This window comes from Porticoccus litoralis (assembly GCF_030676955.1).
GTDB lineage: Bacteria > Pseudomonadota > Gammaproteobacteria > Pseudomonadales > Porticoccaceae > Porticoccus > Porticoccus litoralis.
The window spans coordinates 85,696-102,118 of record NZ_JAUUUU010000003.1 but is presented as its reverse complement, the minus strand read 5'-3'; the positions used below and the strand labels follow the sequence as shown (position 1 = coordinate 102,118).

The 16,423-nt window shown below is 53.9% G+C and carries 23 protein-coding genes; 13 read left to right on the top strand and 10 right to left on the bottom strand.

Annotated elements, in window-relative coordinates; genetic code table 11:
• Positions 1–94: 94 nt before the first annotated feature.
• The 3 genes from radC to rpmG all read left to right on the top strand — a co-directional run bounded on the left by radC (position 95) and on the right by rpmG (position 1,351).
• Positions 95–769, top strand: coding sequence for a RadC family protein (radC, locus tag Q8A57_RS06960; RefSeq protein WP_305170270.1), 675 nt, complete (start codon positions 95–97; stop codon positions 767–769).
• 166 nt (positions 770–935) lie between these two features.
• Entirely contained in the window at positions 936–1,172 is a 237-nt protein-coding gene (gene rpmB, locus Q8A57_RS06955; protein WP_305170269.1) for a 50S ribosomal protein L28, read from the top strand.
• Between the two features lie 11 nt (positions 1,173–1,183).
• Positions 1,184–1,351: a 50S ribosomal protein L33 gene (rpmG, locus tag Q8A57_RS06950; RefSeq protein ID WP_036858763.1), complete on the top strand. Its 168-nt coding sequence runs from the start codon at positions 1,184–1,186 to the stop codon at positions 1,349–1,351.
• A 110-nt stretch (positions 1,352–1,461) separates the two neighbouring features.
• Here the strand turns inward: rpmG and Q8A57_RS06945 are convergent, their stop codons facing one another.
• The gene (locus Q8A57_RS06945; protein WP_305170267.1) at positions 1,462–1,872 is read right to left on the bottom strand and encodes an ExbD/TolR family protein; all 411 of its coding nucleotides are present in this window, start codon (positions 1,870–1,872) and stop codon (positions 1,462–1,464) included.
• A 101-nt stretch (positions 1,873–1,973) separates the two neighbouring features.
• Here Q8A57_RS06945 and mutM point away from each other — a divergent pair, with 101 nt between their 5' ends.
• Positions 1,974–2,789: a bifunctional DNA-formamidopyrimidine glycosylase/DNA-(apurinic or apyrimidinic site) lyase gene (gene mutM, locus Q8A57_RS06940; protein WP_305170266.1), complete on the top strand. Its 816-nt coding sequence runs from the start codon at positions 1,974–1,976 to the stop codon at positions 2,787–2,789.
• Here the strand turns inward: mutM and coaD are convergent, their stop codons facing one another.
• Positions 2,790–3,272 carry a pantetheine-phosphate adenylyltransferase gene (gene coaD / locus Q8A57_RS06935; RefSeq protein WP_305170265.1) on the bottom strand — a complete coding sequence of 161 codons (483 nt, stop codon included), beginning with the start codon at positions 3,270–3,272 and terminating at the stop codon, positions 2,790–2,792.
• Between the two features lie 41 nt (positions 3,273–3,313).
• Positions 3,314–3,928, bottom strand: coding sequence for a 16S rRNA (guanine(966)-N(2))-methyltransferase RsmD (gene rsmD, locus Q8A57_RS06930; protein WP_305170264.1), 615 nt, complete (start codon positions 3,926–3,928; stop codon positions 3,314–3,316).
• A 59-nt stretch (positions 3,929–3,987) separates the two neighbouring features.
• Here rsmD and ftsY point away from each other — a divergent pair, with 59 nt between their 5' ends.
• The 6 genes from ftsY (at position 3,988) to trmB (ending at position 8,928) form a co-directional block, all read left to right on the top strand.
• Positions 3,988–5,085 carry a signal recognition particle-docking protein FtsY gene (gene ftsY / locus Q8A57_RS06925; protein ID WP_305170263.1) on the top strand — a complete coding sequence of 366 codons (1,098 nt, stop codon included), beginning with the start codon at positions 3,988–3,990 and terminating at the stop codon, positions 5,083–5,085.
• A gap of 15 nt (positions 5,086–5,100) precedes the next feature.
• Positions 5,101–5,781, top strand: coding sequence for a cell division ATP-binding protein FtsE (gene ftsE / locus Q8A57_RS06920; RefSeq protein ID WP_305170262.1), 681 nt, complete (start codon positions 5,101–5,103; stop codon positions 5,779–5,781).
• On the top strand, positions 5,768–6,805 hold the full coding sequence (gene ftsX, locus Q8A57_RS06915) for a permease-like cell division protein FtsX (protein ID WP_305170261.1): 1,038 nt from the start codon (positions 5,768–5,770) through the stop codon (positions 6,803–6,805). Before ftsE ends, ftsX begins: the two co-directional genes overlap by 14 nt.
• A gap of 101 nt (positions 6,806–6,906) precedes the next feature.
• Positions 6,907–7,761, top strand: coding sequence for an RNA polymerase sigma factor RpoH (gene rpoH / locus Q8A57_RS06910; protein WP_305170260.1), 855 nt, complete (start codon positions 6,907–6,909; stop codon positions 7,759–7,761).
• A gap of 70 nt (positions 7,762–7,831) precedes the next feature.
• A complete protein-coding gene (locus Q8A57_RS06905; protein ID WP_305170259.1) occupies positions 7,832–8,221 on the top strand; it encodes a DUF423 domain-containing protein in 390 nt (129 codons plus the stop codon).
• A gap of 8 nt (positions 8,222–8,229) precedes the next feature.
• Positions 8,230–8,928: a tRNA (guanosine(46)-N7)-methyltransferase TrmB gene (gene trmB, locus Q8A57_RS06900; RefSeq protein WP_305170543.1), complete on the top strand. Its 699-nt coding sequence runs from the start codon at positions 8,230–8,232 to the stop codon at positions 8,926–8,928.
• A gap of 127 nt (positions 8,929–9,055) precedes the next feature.
• Here trmB and Q8A57_RS06895 read toward each other — a convergent pair whose 3' ends face one another.
• Positions 9,056–9,889 carry a universal stress protein gene (locus Q8A57_RS06895; protein WP_305170258.1) on the bottom strand — a complete coding sequence of 278 codons (834 nt, stop codon included), beginning with the start codon at positions 9,887–9,889 and terminating at the stop codon, positions 9,056–9,058.
• 115 nt (positions 9,890–10,004) lie between these two features.
• Here Q8A57_RS06895 and elbB point away from each other — a divergent pair, with 115 nt between their 5' ends.
• The 3 genes from elbB to Q8A57_RS06880 are packed head-to-tail and all read left to right on the top strand — an operon-like array spanning position 10,005 to position 11,964.
• Positions 10,005–10,661: an isoprenoid biosynthesis glyoxalase ElbB gene (gene elbB, locus Q8A57_RS06890; RefSeq protein WP_305170257.1), complete on the top strand. Its 657-nt coding sequence runs from the start codon at positions 10,005–10,007 to the stop codon at positions 10,659–10,661.
• On the top strand, positions 10,661–11,173 hold the full coding sequence (locus Q8A57_RS06885; protein ID WP_305170256.1) for a TIGR02444 family protein: 513 nt from the start codon (positions 10,661–10,663) through the stop codon (positions 11,171–11,173). Before elbB ends, Q8A57_RS06885 begins: the two co-directional genes overlap by 1 nt.
• A 47-nt stretch (positions 11,174–11,220) precedes the next feature.
• Entirely contained in the window at positions 11,221–11,964 is a 744-nt protein-coding gene (locus Q8A57_RS06880) for an FKBP-type peptidyl-prolyl cis-trans isomerase N-terminal domain-containing protein (RefSeq protein ID WP_305170255.1), read from the top strand.
• A gap of 90 nt (positions 11,965–12,054) precedes the next feature.
• Here Q8A57_RS06880 and rsd read toward each other — a convergent pair whose 3' ends face one another.
• The 6 genes from rsd to gshA all read right to left on the bottom strand — a co-directional run bounded on the left by rsd (position 12,055) and on the right by gshA (position 16,347).
• Positions 12,055–12,525 (bottom strand): sigma D regulator, encoded by a 471-nt coding sequence (rsd, locus tag Q8A57_RS06875; RefSeq protein WP_305170254.1) that lies wholly within the window; start codon positions 12,523–12,525, stop codon positions 12,055–12,057.
• A gap of 94 nt (positions 12,526–12,619) precedes the next feature.
• Complete coding sequence (locus Q8A57_RS06870) at positions 12,620–13,324, bottom strand: LrgB family protein (protein WP_305170253.1); 705 nt, start codon at positions 13,322–13,324, stop codon at positions 12,620–12,622.
• Positions 13,321–13,677, bottom strand: coding sequence for a CidA/LrgA family protein (locus tag Q8A57_RS06865; protein WP_305170252.1), 357 nt, complete (start codon positions 13,675–13,677; stop codon positions 13,321–13,323). The genes Q8A57_RS06870 and Q8A57_RS06865 overlap by 4 nt, the downstream gene beginning before the upstream one ends.
• Positions 13,678–13,679: 2 nt before the next feature.
• Positions 13,680–14,156 (bottom strand): disulfide bond formation protein B, encoded by a 477-nt coding sequence (locus tag Q8A57_RS06860; RefSeq protein ID WP_305170251.1) that lies wholly within the window; start codon positions 14,154–14,156, stop codon positions 13,680–13,682.
• A 14-nt stretch (positions 14,157–14,170) separates the two neighbouring features.
• On the bottom strand, positions 14,171–14,764 hold the full coding sequence (locus Q8A57_RS06855) for an acyl carrier protein phosphodiesterase (protein WP_305170250.1): 594 nt from the start codon (positions 14,762–14,764) through the stop codon (positions 14,171–14,173).
• Complete coding sequence (gshA, locus tag Q8A57_RS06850; RefSeq protein ID WP_305170249.1) at positions 14,761–16,347, bottom strand: glutamate--cysteine ligase; 1,587 nt, start codon at positions 16,345–16,347, stop codon at positions 14,761–14,763. Before gshA ends, Q8A57_RS06855 begins: the two co-directional genes overlap by 4 nt.
• Positions 16,348–16,423 lie beyond the last annotated feature (76 nt).

Below are 16,423 nucleotides of genomic sequence, written 5' to 3'. Positions count from 1 at the left end.
AGTTACCCATAGTCGTGCCGAGGGGGCTAAGATAACATCGCGAGCAGGGTTTGCGTAGTCAGGGCTCACATAATCGGAAACACAGGGAGGTGTTATGTCGATTCGCGATTGGCCGGAGGGCGAACGTCCCCGGGAAAAATTGTTGACCCGGGGGGCGGACGCGCTTTCCGATGCCGAACTGCTGGCTATTTTTCTGCGCACGGGGTGCGTTGGCTTGTCGGCAGTGGATCTGGCGCGGATGCTGCTGGATGAGTTTGGCAACCTGAATGCCTTGCTGTCGGCGGACAAAACCCGCTTTTGTCGTGCCCGTGGTCTGGGCGAAGCCAAGTACGTGCAATTGCAGGCCGTAATGGAGTTGGCCAAGCGTCACCTCGGTGAGCGTCTGCAGCGTGAGCACGTAATGAACAGCCCATCACGGGTTGCGGAATTCCTGCAGGCTGAATTGCGGTCGTGCCGACAGGAAGTTTTCGGTGCCCTTTTTCTGGATGCCCAGCATCGGTTGATCGCCTGGGAAAAACTGTTTTTCGGGACAATTGATGGTGCCAGCGTGCATCCGCGGGAGGTGGTGCAGCGGGCATTGCATCACAATGCTGCAGCGCTGATTTTTGCCCACAATCACCCCTCCGGAGTTGCTGAGCCCAGTGAGGCAGACCGCCAGATTACCCGGCGGTTGCAGGATGCTCTGGCGCTGATAGATGTGCGGGTGCTGGATCATCTGGTGGTCGGTGCCGGTTATTCAGTCTCTTTGGCAGAGCGAGGGCACCTTTAAAAGCCTTTGACTTGGGTGCTTTTTCGGCAAATTTGTTTGATTTAGGGTGGCCCTTCTGGTATAAAACGCGGCTCTTCGCGGGGGTGTCCCCGCAGGTCGACAGCAAAAGTCAGAATTTATGTGCGCTCGCTAGAGATCGGTGGCGCCAGTTAGCAGAGGCAAAACAATGTCTAAAGTATGTCAAGTCACCGGCAAAAAGCCGATGACCGGAAACAACGTTTCCCACGCCAAAAACAGAACTCGCCGCCGGTTTGAACCAAACCTGCACACTCACCGTTTCTGGGTTGAAAGCGAGAAGCGTTTTGTCAAACTTCGTCTGTCTTCCAAAGGCATGCGCATCATCGACAAAGTGGGTATCGACCAAGTGCTGGCGGATATCCGCAAGCGCGGTGACAAGATTTAAGGAGCGCTAACATGGCCAAGTCAAATCGAGACAAAATCAAACTGGTTTCCAGTGCCGGTACAGGTCACTACTACACCACCACCAAGAACAAGCGTACCCAGCCCGAGAAGCTGGAGTTCAGCAAGTACGACCCGGTGGTTCGCAAGCACGTTCCTTACAAAGAAGCGAAAATCAAGTAAGTTCCGCTTCCACGCTTAGGCGTTCAATCACTAAAAAAGCCCCGACTAGTTCGGGGCTTTTTTGTGGCGGAGTAAAAGACGGTGAATGATTATGAGCCGCAGAAGACCGGTTAAGGCATCGTGGTGAGAGCGATGTCGTTGACACCGGCTTCCCGAGCCTGATCTGAAATAATGACAAACGAGGCTGTCCTGGCCTTGGGATGAGCTTCAATCACCACCTGCAAGCGGGGATTTTCCGCGTGCGCCCGTTCTACGTTGGCTCGTACCGAGCGAATATCGATACGCCGTCCCTCCAGCCAGATGCTATTGTCTTCGGCGATCTGAAAGGTTTGCGTGGCAAGCTTCAACTCTTTCGGTGGTGGCTGATCAGTTTGTGCTGTCTGTTGCAAGCCGATGCCTGTTTCACGCACAAAGGTGGCTGTGACGACGAAGAAAATCAATAGAATAAAAACAACGTCCAGCATCGGCGTCATATCGATTTCCGCCGGTTCATCGGTAATTTTTCGACGTCCCAATGCCATGGCCACAAGCTACCTGTAAAGTACAAACGGGGTGCCCTCGGGTGAAGGGTGCATTAGTATGCCAGAGTTTTTTTTGCGCTACCTGATGGCGGGAGTAATCTATGCCGGAACTGCCGGAAGTTGTCGTAACCCTGCGCGGGGTTAGTCCTCATATACTGGGAAAGCAGGTTGCCTCGGTTAGCGTCCGGGAGCCCCGGTTGCGATGGCCGGTCACGGAGGGGTTGTCCTCATTGCTGGTCGGACAGACCTTGCTGGAAGGTCGCCAGCGCGGTAAATACATGTTGTTCCGCTTTGCCAGTGGGCACTTGATGATCCATTTGGGTATGTCCGGTAATTTGCGCATCGTTACAGCCGGCACGCCGGTGGGAAAGCACGATCACGTGGATATCAATTTTGTTGATGGTACCGTGTTGCGCTACAGCGACCCACGCCGTTTTGGCACGATTCAGTGGTTGGAGGGTCTCCCTGAAGAGCACCCGCTGTTACATCACCTCGGACCGGAGCCTTTTGACGACGCCTTTTGCGGTGACCATCTCTACCGGCTCTCGCGGGGAAGAAAAGTGCCCGTCAAACAGTTCATTATGGACAGTAAGATTGTTGTGGGTGTGGGCAATATATACGCCAACGAGTCCCTTTTTCATGCGGGCATACGCCCCACATTGGGTGCCGGCAAAGTTTCAAGGGTGCGTTATGTGGAACTGGTCGAGCAGGTCAAACGAGTGCTGGCCAGTGCCATAGAGCAGGGTGGGACAACCCTTCGTGATTTTGTCGGGGGTGATGGCAAGCCCGGTTATTTCAAGCAGGAGCTCTACGTTTATGGGCGCGCCGGTGAATCCTGTCTGAAGTGCGGTACTTTGTTGAAAGAAATTCGCCAGGGTCAGCGTTCTACGGTGTATTGCCCTGACTGTCAGCGTTAATCAGGATCTACCAAACTTGCGGTGCAGTGCTTCCCTGACCGTAGGGTGGACAAACGCATCGATATCGCCGCCCAGTGACGCAATTTCCTTGACCAACGACGAAGACAGGTAGGAAAGCTTTTCCGACGGTGTGAGAAAGATACTTTCAATATTCGGTTCCAGGGCGCGGTTCATATTGGCCAGCTGAAACTCGTATTCAAAATCGGATACCGCTCTCAGTCCCCTCAGGATAGCGTCCCCTCGACAATCCTTGACGAAGTTAACCAGTAGATAGTCAAAGCCGAGAACTTCCACGTTGTCCAGGTGTGACAAAGCCTGTTTTGCGAGATCAATACGCTCTTCCAGATCAAAGGTCGGACCTTTGCGCTCACTGCTGGCAATGGCAACAATAACATGGTGAAACAACTTGCTGGCACGCTCAACCAAATCGATATGGCCATTGGTAATGGGGTCAAAGGTGCCTGGGTAAATAATTGTTTTCACAGTGGTTCTTCGCTCTGAATGGGGCGGGCATGGTAAACGTTTTAATCAATATTCTCAAATAAGCGGTATAGTCGATAATTCACGTGTCCGGCGGTTTTTTCTTTTAGCAGAGCTAGTGTCGCCGGTATGGCAGGCGGTGATTGCTGGCGATCGGTTTCCATATACAGGTAGGCCCCTTTGGCCAGAAAGTCCTGTTTGAAAAGCAGCTTCAGGCAGGGCTCCAGCAGGTCGGCATCAAATGGCGGGTCCAGAAAGATAATATCGTAAGGCGTTTCCGGTCGTGCGCTTTCCAGCCAGCCGATGGCATCTGTTGCCAGTATATCGGCCCCTTCCGCCTGCAATAACTGGCAGTTGTCCCGCAATGCGGAAACGGCCACCGGGTGTTTTTCAATCATGGTGACACTGGCCGCGCCACGGGATAGGGCCTCCAAGCCGAGGGCGCCCGAGCCAGCAAATAGATCCAGGCAGTGGGCGCTGGCAATCACAGGAGCTAGCCAGTTGAACAGGGTTTCGCGTATGCGGTCACCCGTAGGGCGCAAACCGGCCACTTCATTAAAACGGAGTTTGCGCCCGCGCCACTGGCCACCGATAATACGCAGCTGACCTGCAGCCCTGCGTCCGGAGGGTGATGATGTTGAACGTTGGTGGTGTTTCAAAATCGGGCTGGCTCCTTATAGTGCTAGCATACACCGCCGCATGACCACTGAGAAAACTGATGTCGGATTCTGAATCAAACAACCACGAAAACAACCTTTCGGGCCAGGAAAAGCTTTCCTTCCTGCAGCGTATTCGCGGGCAAAAGCCCGGTGTTTCCGGGAGTGCACCAGCGGCAACCCAGCTGGAGCCAGTTTCCGAGACACCTGTGCCGTCTGAGAACGCTGAGATTTCAGCCATGACAAAGACCCGTTTGCGGGATCGTTTTCGCCAGGCATTGTCCAAAACCAGCCGTAGCCTCGGCAATCTGTTTCTCGGGGACCGTGAGATTGATGATGAGCTGCTGGAAGAGCTTGAAACCCTGCTATTGATGGCGGATGTGGGCATTGAAACCACGGTCGAGATCATTCGTGACCTGTCCGAGCGGGTGCAGCGCCGCGAGCTGTCCCACAGCCGAGCGCTGGTGGCTGCATTGCAGAACGCCATGGTGGAAAAGCTGAAGGCTTGTGAACAGCCGCTGGTGCTGGATACACAAAAACGTCCCTACGTGATTCTGGTGGTGGGGGTTAATGGTGTTGGTAAAACCACTACCATTGGCAAGTTGGCCCGCCGTTTCCAGTCACAGGGCAAGTCTGTGATGCTGGCGGCGGGAGATACCTTCCGCGCAGCTGCCGTTGAACAGCTTCAGGCATGGGGTGAGCGTAACCGGGTACCGGTGATTGCCCAGCATACCGGCGCCGACAGTGCCTCGGTTATTTTTGATGGCATTCAGGCGGCACAGTCGCGCAATGTGGATATTCTGATTGCAGACACGGCCGGGCGCTTGCACACCAAAAGCAATCTGATGGATGAGTTAAAAAAAGTTAAGCGAGTCATGGCCAAACTGGACGATTCCGCTCCCCACGAAGTGCTGCTGGTGCTGGATGCCGGGACCGGGCAGAATGCCATGAACCAGATGCAGCAATTTCAGGACGCGGTGGATGTCAGCGGTGTGGCGTTGACGAAGCTGGATGGCACGGCCAAGGGTGGCATTATTTTCTCTCTTTGCAAGCGCTTTGGCGTGCCGATACGTTTTGTGGGGCTCGGTGAAGGTATTGATGACCTGCAGCCTTTCGATGCCCAGGAATATGTTCAGGCACTGCTGAGCAGAAGCGATTGAGGTAGCACTCCCTGTATGATCCACTTTGACAAGGTCAGCAAGCGTTACCCCACAGCCCAGGAAGCGCTCAGTGGTCTCAGTCTGCACATGGATGCCGGGGAAATGGCATTTCTTACCGGCCATTCAGGTGCTGGTAAAAGTACCCTGCTGAAGCTGATCATGTTGATGGAGCGTCCTACCCAGGGTCAGCTGCTGATCAATGGTAAAAACCTTGGCAGGCTTCACCGCAGCCAGATTCCCTACTACCGTCGACGGGTAGGTGTTGTTTTTCAAAACCACCAACTGCTGTTCGATCGCAATGTCTTTGATAACGTTGCCTTACCCCTGCAGGTATCCGGTTACCAGCCCCGTGAAGTCGGGCGGCGGGTGCGTGCTGCATTGGACAAAGTCGGCCTGCTGAACAAGGAAAAACATAACCCGATAGCTCTGTCTGGTGGAGAACAGCAGCGGGTGGGAATCGCTCGAGCGGTGGTGCATAAGCCACGCATACTGCTGGCCGATGAGCCGACGGGAAACCTGGACCCGGAGCTATCAGCGGAAATTATGACGCTGTTCAGACAATTTGGTGAGCTGGGCGTCACGGTGCTGGTCGCTACACATGATGTGGATCTGATCACCCGTATGAATCGACGCCAGCTGCATCTTCAGCAGGGCAAACTGGTGAGTGACGAGGCAATTGCAGATGTCAGCCGGTAACCGCCTGTTGCGCCGGAAGCCAACGGCTGGCAAAAATCCGTCGCGTGAGCCCAGGGTTGATGTCCGCCGCGGGGCCAGCGATGGCATTGCCCGCTGGACAGACAAACTGAAAAGCTACGTCGATCACCACCGAGGGTTGTTTCTGAGTACTGGGCGGCGACTGCTGGCCGAGCCGGTCCAGACACTGATGACATCTCTGGTGGTTGCGATTGCACTGGGTTTGCCTGCAGCACTTTATGTGGGTGTGGCCAACCTCCAGCAGCTAGCAGGGCGCGTTGACAGTACCGCGCAGATGACGGTGTTTCTGAAGAAAACTGCATCCGCGGAAGAGGTGGCGGGTCTGCAGAAGATATTGCGAGAGGATACCGATATCCAGAGTGTCAGCTATATCTCCAGCGAGCAGGCGTTGGAGGAGTTTCAGGCGCTCTCGGGTTTTGGCGGTGTTTTGGAACTGCTGGATGAAAACCCGCTGCCGGGGGTGTTGCTGGTGCAGCCAGCAACGCGTTTTCGCGCCGACCTGGTCGGCAGTGAAGCTCTGGTTGCTCGCATCGCCGAGCTTGCGGCGGTAGATGATGTGCGGCTGGATATGAAGTGGATGCAGCGCTTGCAGGGGATCCTGGAAATTGGTCAGCGGCTGGTGCTGTCATTGGGCCTGGTGTTATCCCTGGGGGTATTGCTGATTATCGGCAACACCATCCGTCTGGCGATTGAAAACCGCCGTGATGAAATTGTGGTTGTGAAGCTGGTGGGCGGAACTGACAGTTACGTACGCCGGCCGTTTCTCTACACGGGCATCTGGTATGGCCAGCTGGGTGGTCTGCTCGCCTGGGTGCTGGTCATGTTAGCGCTGATATGGATTGATGGCCCGGTGGAGAGGTTGGCAACGCTTTACCAGACATCGTTTTCTCTGGCGGGGTTGGGGTTCAGTGGATTATTGGCGTTGTTGGGATCCGGAATTCTGCTCGGGTTGCTAGGGGCCTGGCTGGCGGTAGCGCGACATCTCGTGAGTATTGAACCAAAATAGGGTTTATTGATCTGAATCAGGTGCTTATCGCAACTTTTTGCGGGTATGAAAATCTAACTACAAGCTGCTAAACTACTGCACCCTTATTTGTCGAGGCCGTTATGAAGAAAGCGTTACAGACAGTTGAATGGATGGCACCCGGTGCCAATCTCTCTGCATATATGCAGGGTGTGAATGCCATTGCCGTGTTGTCTGCCGATGAAGAGCGCTCTCTGGCAGAAGATCTTTACTATCGCGAAGATCTTGATGCTGCACGTCGGCTGGTGATGTCACACCTGCGTTTTGTGGTTCATATTGCCCGTTCCTACAACGGTTATGGTCTGCCTTTGGGCGATCTGATCCAGGAAGGCAACGTCGGTTTGATGAAAGCCGTAAAACGTTTTAACCCGGAAAAAGGTGTGCGGCTGGTATCCTTTGCCGTTCACTGGATCAAAGCTGAAATTCACGAATACGTGCTGCGTAACTGGCGTATCGTTAAAGTGGCCACCACCAAGGCCCAGCGCAAACTGTTCTTCAACCTCCGTACGGCCAAAAAGAAGCTTGCTTGGCTGACCCAGGATGAGGCAAAGGCCATCGCCGAGGATCTTGGTGTGGAAGTTGCCCAGGTTTATGAAATGGAGCAAAGGTTATCGGCCCGTGATGCCGCCTTTGATGCGCCGGAAGACAGTGATGACGACAGCAGCTATCAGGCGCCGGCACTCTATCTGGAAGACAAGTCAGCCGATCCAGCATTGCAGCTGGAGCGGGCCGATAGCGAGCAGGACAGCTGCCTGCGCATGAGCGAGGCATTGGAAGAGCTTGATGAGAGAAGCCGCGATATTATCAACAGCCGGTGGCTGACAGATAACAAGGCGACACTTCATGATCTGGCTGATCGCTATGGTGTTTCTGCCGAAAGAATTCGTCAGCTGGAGCAGAATGCTATGAAAAAAGTACGGGCGATCATGGAAGCCTGATTCCAACAGAAAAAGCCTCGTTTAAAAGCCGCGGTCTCCGCGGCTTTTTTAATGAAAACCAAGGAATACCATGAAAACAATTGCGATATTTACCGGCCTGTCAGGTTTTCTGGCTGTGGCATTGGGGGCCTTTGGTGCACACGGCCTGCGCGGCAGCGTTGATGTCTCTTTGCTGGATGTTTGGCACACGGCGGTGCAATACCAGATGTTTCACGTGTTTGCCCTGCTGACTATCGTGGTTGCTTCAGCGGGAGATCCGCTGCCACTAATGAAGTGGGCGGCTCGTCTATTTCTACTGGGCACCGTGATCTTCTCGGGGAGTTTGTATGTGCTGGTCTTGACCGGTATCAGGGCACTGGGAATGGTGACCCCAATTGGCGGGGTGTTGTTGTTGGCAGGTTGGCTCGTTCTGTCCTTTGCCTTGGTGCAATGGGTCGCACGACGCGAGAAAGGAGTCTAGCGTTGGAAATCAAACCGGAGTACAAGAAAAAATCCATTCGTAGTTACGTGGTGCGGGCGGGTCGTATGACCGATAGTCAGCGAGCTGCCTTTGAGAAGTACTGGCCCGTCTATGGATTAAGTCTCAAGGACGGCCCGGTCAATCTTGATCAGGTATTTGCTCGTGTGGCTCCACGTGTGCTGGAAATCGGGTTTGGCATGGGGGACTCGCTGCTACAAATGTTGCAGCAGGAAACAGATAAGGATTTCGTGGGTATTGAAGTCCACCCGCCAGGGGTGGGTCGCCTGATCAATAATGCCGGGAAGCACGAGCTAAGTAATTTACGGGTGTACCTCGCAGATGCCATAGATGTGATGGACGACTGTATACCCGTTGAAAGTTTTGACCGAGTTCAGATTTATTTTCCCGATCCATGGCACAAGAAAAAGCACAACAAGCGCCGACTGATTCAGGCTGATTTTGTTGCCAAATTACGAACATATATCAAGCCGGGGGGTATTCTGCACCTGGCGACAGACTGGGAACCCTATGCCGAGCATATGCTGGAGGTGATGGAGGCAGTCAGTGGCTTTGTGAATGAAGCGGGAGTCGGCCAGTATTCACCGCGTCCGGATTATCGCCCGGTGACAAAGTTTGAAAAACGTGGTGCCCGCCTGGGGCACGGCGTCTGGGATCTGCTCTATCGTAAGGAAAGCTCAGGAGATTAACAGCCGGATAAAAACTGTTTTCGAAGACGATGATGAAAGGCCACATTGAAAAAAAGCTGAGTTTATCTCTGATAACCGAGCTTGAAGTGTTCAATGGTTTCCTCGCAGATAGCTTTTCAACAAGAGTCTAGGTAACTACCAGTAAATCACCGTTATAGTGTTCCATAAGGCGTTCCACCTTGCAGCCCACCAAAGTGTTGTAGAGGCTTTTTTCACGACTTGTCCCCATGACCAAAACAGCGGCCTCCAGTTGTAGGGCCCGTTGGTAGATCACCGTACAGGGACGCCCAATTTGCAGGTGAACCCGCGACGGGTCTAGGGCAAAGCGCTGGGCAATAGCTGATTGCTCAGCGGTCAGTTCCGACAGGTAGTCAAAGCCAAGATGGGTGGCAATTGACTCTTTCTCATCCAGGGCACAGACCAAGCTCAACTCGCGGTGCAGATCTTCGGCCAGATTGCTGGCGGTGGCGAGTACGTTGTGATTCAGCCCGTCGTGGAGTTCATCGCGACTGCGCGGATCAATGGCCGCAAGAATAGGGCCGTCAGGCACCCTAACTTCACTGGAAGCCAGATACAGGGGACAAGGGGAGGATTCCAGCCATCGTGGCAGATCCTCCTGGTAAGATCGATCGAGAAACATCATGCAGACATCTGGATGCTGGGCCCTCTGGCAAGCAGCTTTCAGAAAGTCTTCATTCCAGGCGGCTTCGTAATTTACATCCGCGGCTAATCCGAGTTTTGCCACCTGATGCCTGAGGCGTTGCTCCAGTTCGCTACGTGCCTCGTATTTGGCATCCTGGCGAGAGTTGTAGTGCAGCATTTCCTTCCTGTCGAGATAGCAACAGGCAAATGCGGTAAGGCTGGCACCATTTTCCATCGCCAAAGCAGCAGCCCGTTCCAGGGCCGGCTGATCAGGGGCAGTGGTATTGATCGCAATGAGATAGGACAGGCAATTAACCAAGCGTTGCTACTCCCGGAGAACCGTAGGATTTTAAACAGCTGCTCCATATAATCTGGGCTCTATTCTAACGATAGACTATTTTTGTTCAGTATCAGGCAAATTCGGGAGGGTCCTTATGGCCAAGCGTGTTGCAGTTGTTCTTTCTGGTTGTGGCGTTTACGACGGCTCGGAAATCTATGAGGCGGTAATTACCTTGCTGCGGCTGGATCAGGCTGGAGCCGTGGTGCAATGTTTTGCTCCGGATATGCAGCAGCTCCATGTCATCAACCATGCTACTGGTGAAGTGATGGAAGGCGAGGAGCGTAACGTATTGATAGAGGCAGCCCGCCTTGCCAGAGGTAACATTCAGAACCTGTCAGACGCCGATGCGGCCGAATTTGATGCCGTGATACTTCCCGGCGGTTTTGGCGCCGCCAAAAACCTCTCTGATTTTGCCGTGAACGGCCCTGATCTGACGGTGATCCCCTCTCTGGTTGCTTTTGTGCAGGCCATGCGTGAGGCAAACAAGCCGGTGGGTTTGATGTGTATCGCCCCCGCCATGACCGGCGTTCTGTTTGGTGATGGCGCAACGTGCACCATTGGCAATGACTCGGGGGTTGCACGGGCTGTTGAAGCGACGGGCGCTATTCACAAAAATTGTGGTGTAGATGAGGTCTGTATCGATGAGGCCAACAAGCTGGTAACGACGCCCGCCTATATGTTGGCGGAAAATATTGGAGAAGCCGCCATCGGTATCAACAAGCTCGTGGATGCAGTGTTGGCAATGACCTGATGGCGGCCCCAAAGAGACCGGACAATCCCTTCTGGGAATTTTCACTGGCGCATTACAGTCGCAGGGAGGTGGCAGAGGCATGCCTCCATTTGCAGGACGCCTATGGCGTCAATATCAACCTGCTGCTCTTTTGCTGCTGGACCGGTTCCAGAGGTGAAAAGCTGAACAAAACGCAGATACACAATGCACAACGCGTCATCGCGGAGTGGGATAAGCAGGTTGTACAGCGACTACGACAGTTGCGGCGTTATCTGAAAGATTCTGCCTTCTCAGCTGGCCAGATAGAAAAGAGCGTACGGGAGTTGGAGCTGAGCGCAGAGCGGGTGGTACAGGATATGCTGGCCGATTGGTGGCTGGGTGAACCCAGCGCTAATGCTCTGACCTGTGATCAGGAGATACTCGGAGTACAGAAGGCCAACCTTGAGCTTTTCCTGTCCCAGGCGGGTGCGCCGTCCCTTGTAAACCAGTCGCCACTGCTGTGGCCTTTAAACCGGCCACATTTCTCAGCATAAATTGCTGTAAGATGCTGGCTGAACAAGCAATTGATAAAGGATGAATTATGAAAATCAAACTGGTGTTGCTGGCCTTGACAGCGTCACTGACGTTGACGGCTTGCCAGGACGATGCCGACTCTGGCCAGGTGGACTCATCGGTTGCGCTGGATAACCAGGCACAGAAACTGAGCTATCTGATTGGTATGGACACGGGCGGCAGGTTTTCTGCACAGCCAGAGATTGAACTGGATCGTGAAGCTTTTCTCGCCGGCTTTGATGATGCCCTGGCAGGTAGCGATCCGCGCCTCAGTCAGGAGGAGTTGACGACGGTAGTTCAGGAATTTCAGCAACAACAGCAGGCCAAGCAGGAGCAAGCCACGGCTGAGCGTCAGGAAGCTATGCGACTGGCCGCGGAAAACAATGCTGCAGAGGGCAAGGCATTTCTTGAGGAAAACTCAGGAAAAGAAGGTGTGGTAACCACCGAGACGGGTCTGCAGTACAAAGTATTGCAGGTGGGTGCCGGTGCCATGCCTGGTGCCGCCAGTACGGTTGAGGTCAAATACCGCGGTCGCCTGATTGATGGTACCGAGTTTGATGCCTCGGAAAATCACGGTGGTAGCGTTGAGCTTCGTCTCGATCAGGTGATTCCCGGTTGGACAGAAGCCTTGCAGAAAATGCAGGAAGGGGCGGTCTGGGAGTTGTATATTCCGGCAGATCTGGCCTATGGACCAAGCGGTACTTCTGGTCTGGTCGGTCCCAATGCCACACTGATTTTTGAAGTAGAGCTAATCAACGTGGTCGCTGAATAACAAGAACAAGAGTAGTCGCAATGCAATAAAAAAAGGCCCTTTGGGCCTTTTTTTATTGCGTTCAATGGGTTGTCCTGTCTGGAGCGGGACTCAGGGGGCCAGCTTATCCTGATGTGATGTGTGCAGAACTTCGATCATCATATCTTCTGCCTCCATGCGGGCGCTCAGCGACTCCCCAAGTGAAGAGAGGTCGACTCCCAGTGAGGACAGATCATCGGTTTCCAGATATTTATCGTTGAAGTCTAGAATCCGCTCTGTGGTCGCATCGATAGTTTTCAGAAGCTGGTTAGCGGTGTGCAGTGCATCGCCGTCCCGGAAGTCTTTACCCTCCCGCACCAACTGGTCGTAAATCTCAAAATGTCCGGCGGACGTATAGTCCACAAGAATTTCACAAAAGGCTTTTACCTTGTGGCGGTGAGAGAGGTCATCACTATTGAAGGTACGGATATCTCCGAGGCTACAGAAGCGCACCAGCATATCCTGGCGCTCCTGAAGCCATTGATCAATTAAATGGCTGACGCCACCCCAACGTTCCTGTGCCGACTTGCAGTTTTCAAGCATAAACAGCTGCTTTTGTTGTTATTGGTCGACCAAGCATAGGGAAACGGGGGGTGGCTGGCAAGGCCCGAAAAAAGGGCTCAGTTCTGTACGCAGCTTAAAACCACCAGAGAATAAGCCAGGGCAGGATCAATGCTGTCAGCGCGCCGGTCATTCCCAGCCCGAGGCTGGAAAATGCGCCACAGCGGGAGCTGATCTCGAAGGCGCGGGTGGTGCCCACGCCGTGGGCGCAGATGCCGGTGACAAAGCCGATGATGCGGTCATCCCGGATACCCAGTTTGCTGAACAGCAGTGGGCCGAGAATGGCACCAATGACACCGGTGAAAACCACCACCCCCGCCGTCAAACCCTGAAGGCCGCCAACCTTTTCTGCGATGCCCAGTGCGATGGGGGTGGTAACAGATTTGGGTGCCAGAGAGACCAGTGTTTCACTATTGCCCCCCAGCAGCCACGCAATGCCCAGCGCACTGATAACCGCAAAGCTGGCCCCAAACAGCAAGGTGGTCAGTAGGGGGCGTGCCAAGCGGCGAATATGGTGAAATTGTTGGTGCAGGGGAATAGCCAGAGCCACCGTTGCGGTGCCCAGCAGATAAAAAAACGGACTGTTGGCCTGCCGATAGTGTGAATAGCTGACCCCGGTCAATAACAGTACACCTGTCACCAGTAGTGGTCCGACTACCAGGGGATGCAACAGTGCCTGTATGGCCGGGCGGGCATGAGAGGCGCGATACAGGGTAAACGCTATGAAGAATGCCGCGCCAGTCAGAGCAAACAGGGTCAACGTAGTGAGCGCGGAGGTCATTGGCTGTCCCTGTCAGGATCAGGCATCAGTCGGTGCATGAGGTAGCCTGACGCAGCCATGGTTAAAAGCGTGCCCAGAAACATGGCGCCAATGATTGGTAGCCATTGATCGGTCGTGATGTCCGGTAAAAAAAACAGCCCGGTACAGGCGGGTAGAAACATCAACGATAGCCAGCGGATCATGAAATGCCCCGTTTCACCCAGCCATTCCGGGGTCTCTGTGCCGGTGAGTTGCAGTGTCGCAAACAACAGCACCATTCCAATTACCGGTCCGGGTATGGGCATATCGCTCAGGTAAACAACGGCCTCGCCGATGCCCTGAAAACAAACCAGCGTGGCAAGGCCGCGCAACATGTTCACGGCTTGCGAACAACCTGCCAGAGGCCCAGGGCAGCCAGTCCAAGGAAGCAGATCATGGTCCAGCCCGGAATACTAAGGCCCAGAAAGGTCCACTGAACTTCAGCACAATTGCCGTCGCCACGCAGCAGCATGCTCAATGCCTGGTTGAAACTGAATACATCGAACAGGTACTCGGCGGGTGGCCCGCAGGCCGGCACCTGATCTTCGGGCAGGCTTTGCAACCACAGTTGCTTGCCGGAAAAAAAGCTGCCCCCTAGAGCACTCAGTGCGGTGAGTATTCCGTAAAGTCGGATTTTGCTGTTGTGGAGAAAAGCCAGCAGTGCAATACCCCCGGTGAGCATTACAAAAACCCGCTGGGTAATGCACAGATAGCAGGGCGTCAGTTCCATGACATGCTGCATATACAGGGCAACAAGTATCAGCGACAGGCAAGCGACAAACATCAGCAGAAAAACTTGTCGGGTAGAGGGCATAGTGAATTTCCTTGTCAAAGTTGGTTCGATTCTAGACGTTGCTTTACCGAAAACTCAATCAGGCGGGGAAACAGCTGATGGAACTCCTGCTCCAGCAGGGGATATTGCTGTTCAAGTAATGGGAAGGCTTCATGAAGTGGCACCGGGTTCCTGAATCGTTGTCCAATGCGTTCCAGCATGGTTTCCAGTTCTGCAAACCGGGCATAATTCTGCAACCAGTTCACCCTGGGGGCGACCTCGCAAAAGCGTTTTGCGCCCGCAGGCAGAATGTTCTGATAGTTGGTCAGTGTGCGATAAAAATCCTGGCAAAAGTCATCCAGCTCACTGTTATGGTACTGCGACCAATTGGCAGCCAGCAGGTGGTCGTAGCAAAGATCCAGCAGGATGCCGGCGAATCTGCGATAGGGTGGTAAGAAGCGCTCGATAGCGTTCTGAACTTCAGGCTGCCTGTCAGTGAATACATCAATTTGACGATGCAGCTGAATACCGGATTCGATGTTACTGGGGAGCTCGCCTTTCAATGGTCCCTTGATGAAATCACCCAGCAGACCGCCCACCATGCATTGCGGGTTTTCACCTGACAGGTACAGGTGGGCAAGGTAGTTCATAGTTGAAAGTCGTATTGCCGATAATAGTTGGCAAGGAACTCGTCAAATGTTTGCGTATCGCTGGCTTCAATATCGCGCTGCTTTTGTAGGGACGCTTCAGCCTCATCTTTAAACTGTTGTTCAATGTCTTTGGGCAGTGGTGTATCCAGAAAATGCTGGCGATGCCGGATGGCATGGTTCATGGCCACTCGAAAATAGGTCTGGCCGGTTTCTGCCATCTCGGCTAGCAGTTGTGCTGATGGTGTCAGCGACGGGTCATCCAGTCGGGCTTCAAGGCGGCTCAGGGTCAGACTGTATTCGGAATTCTGATGATGTTTGTCCATCAGTTCAGCCACCGGTCTCATCTCATCAAATAGCGCTTTTGCCCACTCCCCCAGAGATCGTAGCTGGCTGCCATCCTGCAGCTTGACGTCAGGGTTGCGACCCTCGTAGACCGTACGCCGCTGGTTATCCAGAATGTTGCGGTATTCCTGGTCATCCGTGGCCGGGCTGGTTGAAAGCAGGCAGGTGAGAAGAAAGATATCCAGGAAGTCGATCTGTTGACGATCAATGCCCAATGGGAGGTAAGGATTGAGGTCAATGCAGCGCACTTCAATATATTCCACACCCCGCTCCCACAGAGCCCAGAGAGGCACCTCCCCAGATCGAGTGGTTCGTTTGGGGCGTATGGTGCTGTAGAACTCATTCTCAATCTGCAGCAGGTGGGTGCTGAGCTGGTGGTAGGAGCCATCAGCATCCTTCAGACCAACGGCTTCATACTCGGGATAGGGCTGCAGCAGAGCCTTTCGCAAGGTGGAAACATAGTTGCGTAGGTCGTTGTAACACACCACCAGCTGTTCCTGAGCTTTGCTCTGGTAGCCCAGGTCGCCCATGCGCAGTGAAGTGGCGAAGGGTTTGTGAAGGCTGTGATCATCCTTGCCGAAGGGCTCCAGTTGATGCTCGCGACCGCGGACAAAGCTGCGACACACACCTGGGGATGCGCCAAACAGGTAGAGCAACAACCAGAAGCGGCGGCGGAAATTACGAATCAACGAAAAATAGTTGTCGGTTTTAAAGTCCTGTAGGCACTGCTCCGGACGTTCATGTTTACGCAGCAGTTCCCACAGCGCGTAGGGCGCTGAAAAATTGTAGTGAATGCCGGCAATGGTCTGCATCAATCGGCCATAGCGATGACCGAGTCCGACCCGGTAAATGGTTTTCATCTGACCGATATTGGAGCTGCCGTATTGGCCCACGGGTATGTCGCTGTCGCCGCTTAGCTGGCAGGGCATACTGTTGGCCCATAACAGCTCGTCGCCAATCTGGCGGTAGGTGAAGCGATGGATATTCTCCAGTGTCTTCAACACCTGATCGGCATCGCTTGACGGTGGCGTGATAAATTCCAGCAGCGCTTCCGAATAGTCGGTGGTGATTTGGGGGTGGGTAAGTGCAGACCCCAGTGAGGCACTGTGGGGAGATTTGGCCAGCGTTCCCTCAGGGGTCACCCGCAAGCTTTCTTTTTCGATACCGCGAACAACACCGGACAACAGCTTTGAGTGAGGGTCGGAAGAGAGCAAATCCAGTCGGCTTTTGAGCAGGGGCAACGGGAGTTCCTTGTGTTGATTCGGTCAGTTGACCGTATGTAAATGGTCTGTCGAACGGTTACCAATTTGATGCCGC

Coding starts and splice junctions, on each gene's coding strand:
- radC (WP_305170270.1), top strand. CDS start 95: ATGTCGATTCGCGATTGGCCGGAGGGCGAACGTCCCCGGGAAAAATTG.
- rpmB (WP_305170269.1), top strand. CDS start 936: ATGTCTAAAGTATGTCAAGTCACCGGCAAAAAGCCGATGACCGGAAAC.
- rpmG (WP_036858763.1), top strand. CDS start 1,184: ATGGCCAAGTCAAATCGAGACAAAATCAAACTGGTTTCCAGTGCCGGT.
- Q8A57_RS06945 (WP_305170267.1), bottom strand. CDS start 1,872: ATGGCATTGGGACGTCGAAAAATTACCGATGAACCGGCGGAAATCGAT.
- mutM (WP_305170266.1), top strand. CDS start 1,974: ATGCCGGAACTGCCGGAAGTTGTCGTAACCCTGCGCGGGGTTAGTCCT.
- ftsY (WP_305170263.1), top strand. CDS start 3,988: ATGTCGGATTCTGAATCAAACAACCACGAAAACAACCTTTCGGGCCAG.
- ftsE (WP_305170262.1), top strand. CDS start 5,101: ATGATCCACTTTGACAAGGTCAGCAAGCGTTACCCCACAGCCCAGGAA.
- ftsX (WP_305170261.1), top strand. CDS start 5,768: ATGTCAGCCGGTAACCGCCTGTTGCGCCGGAAGCCAACGGCTGGCAAA.
- rpoH (WP_305170260.1), top strand. CDS start 6,907: ATGAAGAAAGCGTTACAGACAGTTGAATGGATGGCACCCGGTGCCAAT.
- Q8A57_RS06905 (WP_305170259.1), top strand. CDS start 7,832: ATGAAAACAATTGCGATATTTACCGGCCTGTCAGGTTTTCTGGCTGTG.
- elbB (WP_305170257.1), top strand. CDS start 10,005: ATGGCCAAGCGTGTTGCAGTTGTTCTTTCTGGTTGTGGCGTTTACGAC.
- Q8A57_RS06885 (WP_305170256.1), top strand. CDS start 10,661: ATGGCGGCCCCAAAGAGACCGGACAATCCCTTCTGGGAATTTTCACTG.
- Q8A57_RS06880 (WP_305170255.1), top strand. CDS start 11,221: ATGAAAATCAAACTGGTGTTGCTGGCCTTGACAGCGTCACTGACGTTG.
- rsd (WP_305170254.1), bottom strand. CDS start 12,525: ATGCTTGAAAACTGCAAGTCGGCACAGGAACGTTGGGGTGGCGTCAGC.
- Q8A57_RS06870 (WP_305170253.1), bottom strand. CDS start 13,324: ATGACCTCCGCGCTCACTACGTTGACCCTGTTTGCTCTGACTGGCGCG.
- Q8A57_RS06865 (WP_305170252.1), bottom strand. CDS start 13,677: ATGTTGCGCGGCCTTGCCACGCTGGTTTGTTTTCAGGGCATCGGCGAG.
- Q8A57_RS06860 (WP_305170251.1), bottom strand. CDS start 14,156: ATGCCCTCTACCCGACAAGTTTTTCTGCTGATGTTTGTCGCTTGCCTG.
- Q8A57_RS06855 (WP_305170250.1), bottom strand. CDS start 14,764: ATGAACTACCTTGCCCACCTGTACCTGTCAGGTGAAAACCCGCAATGC.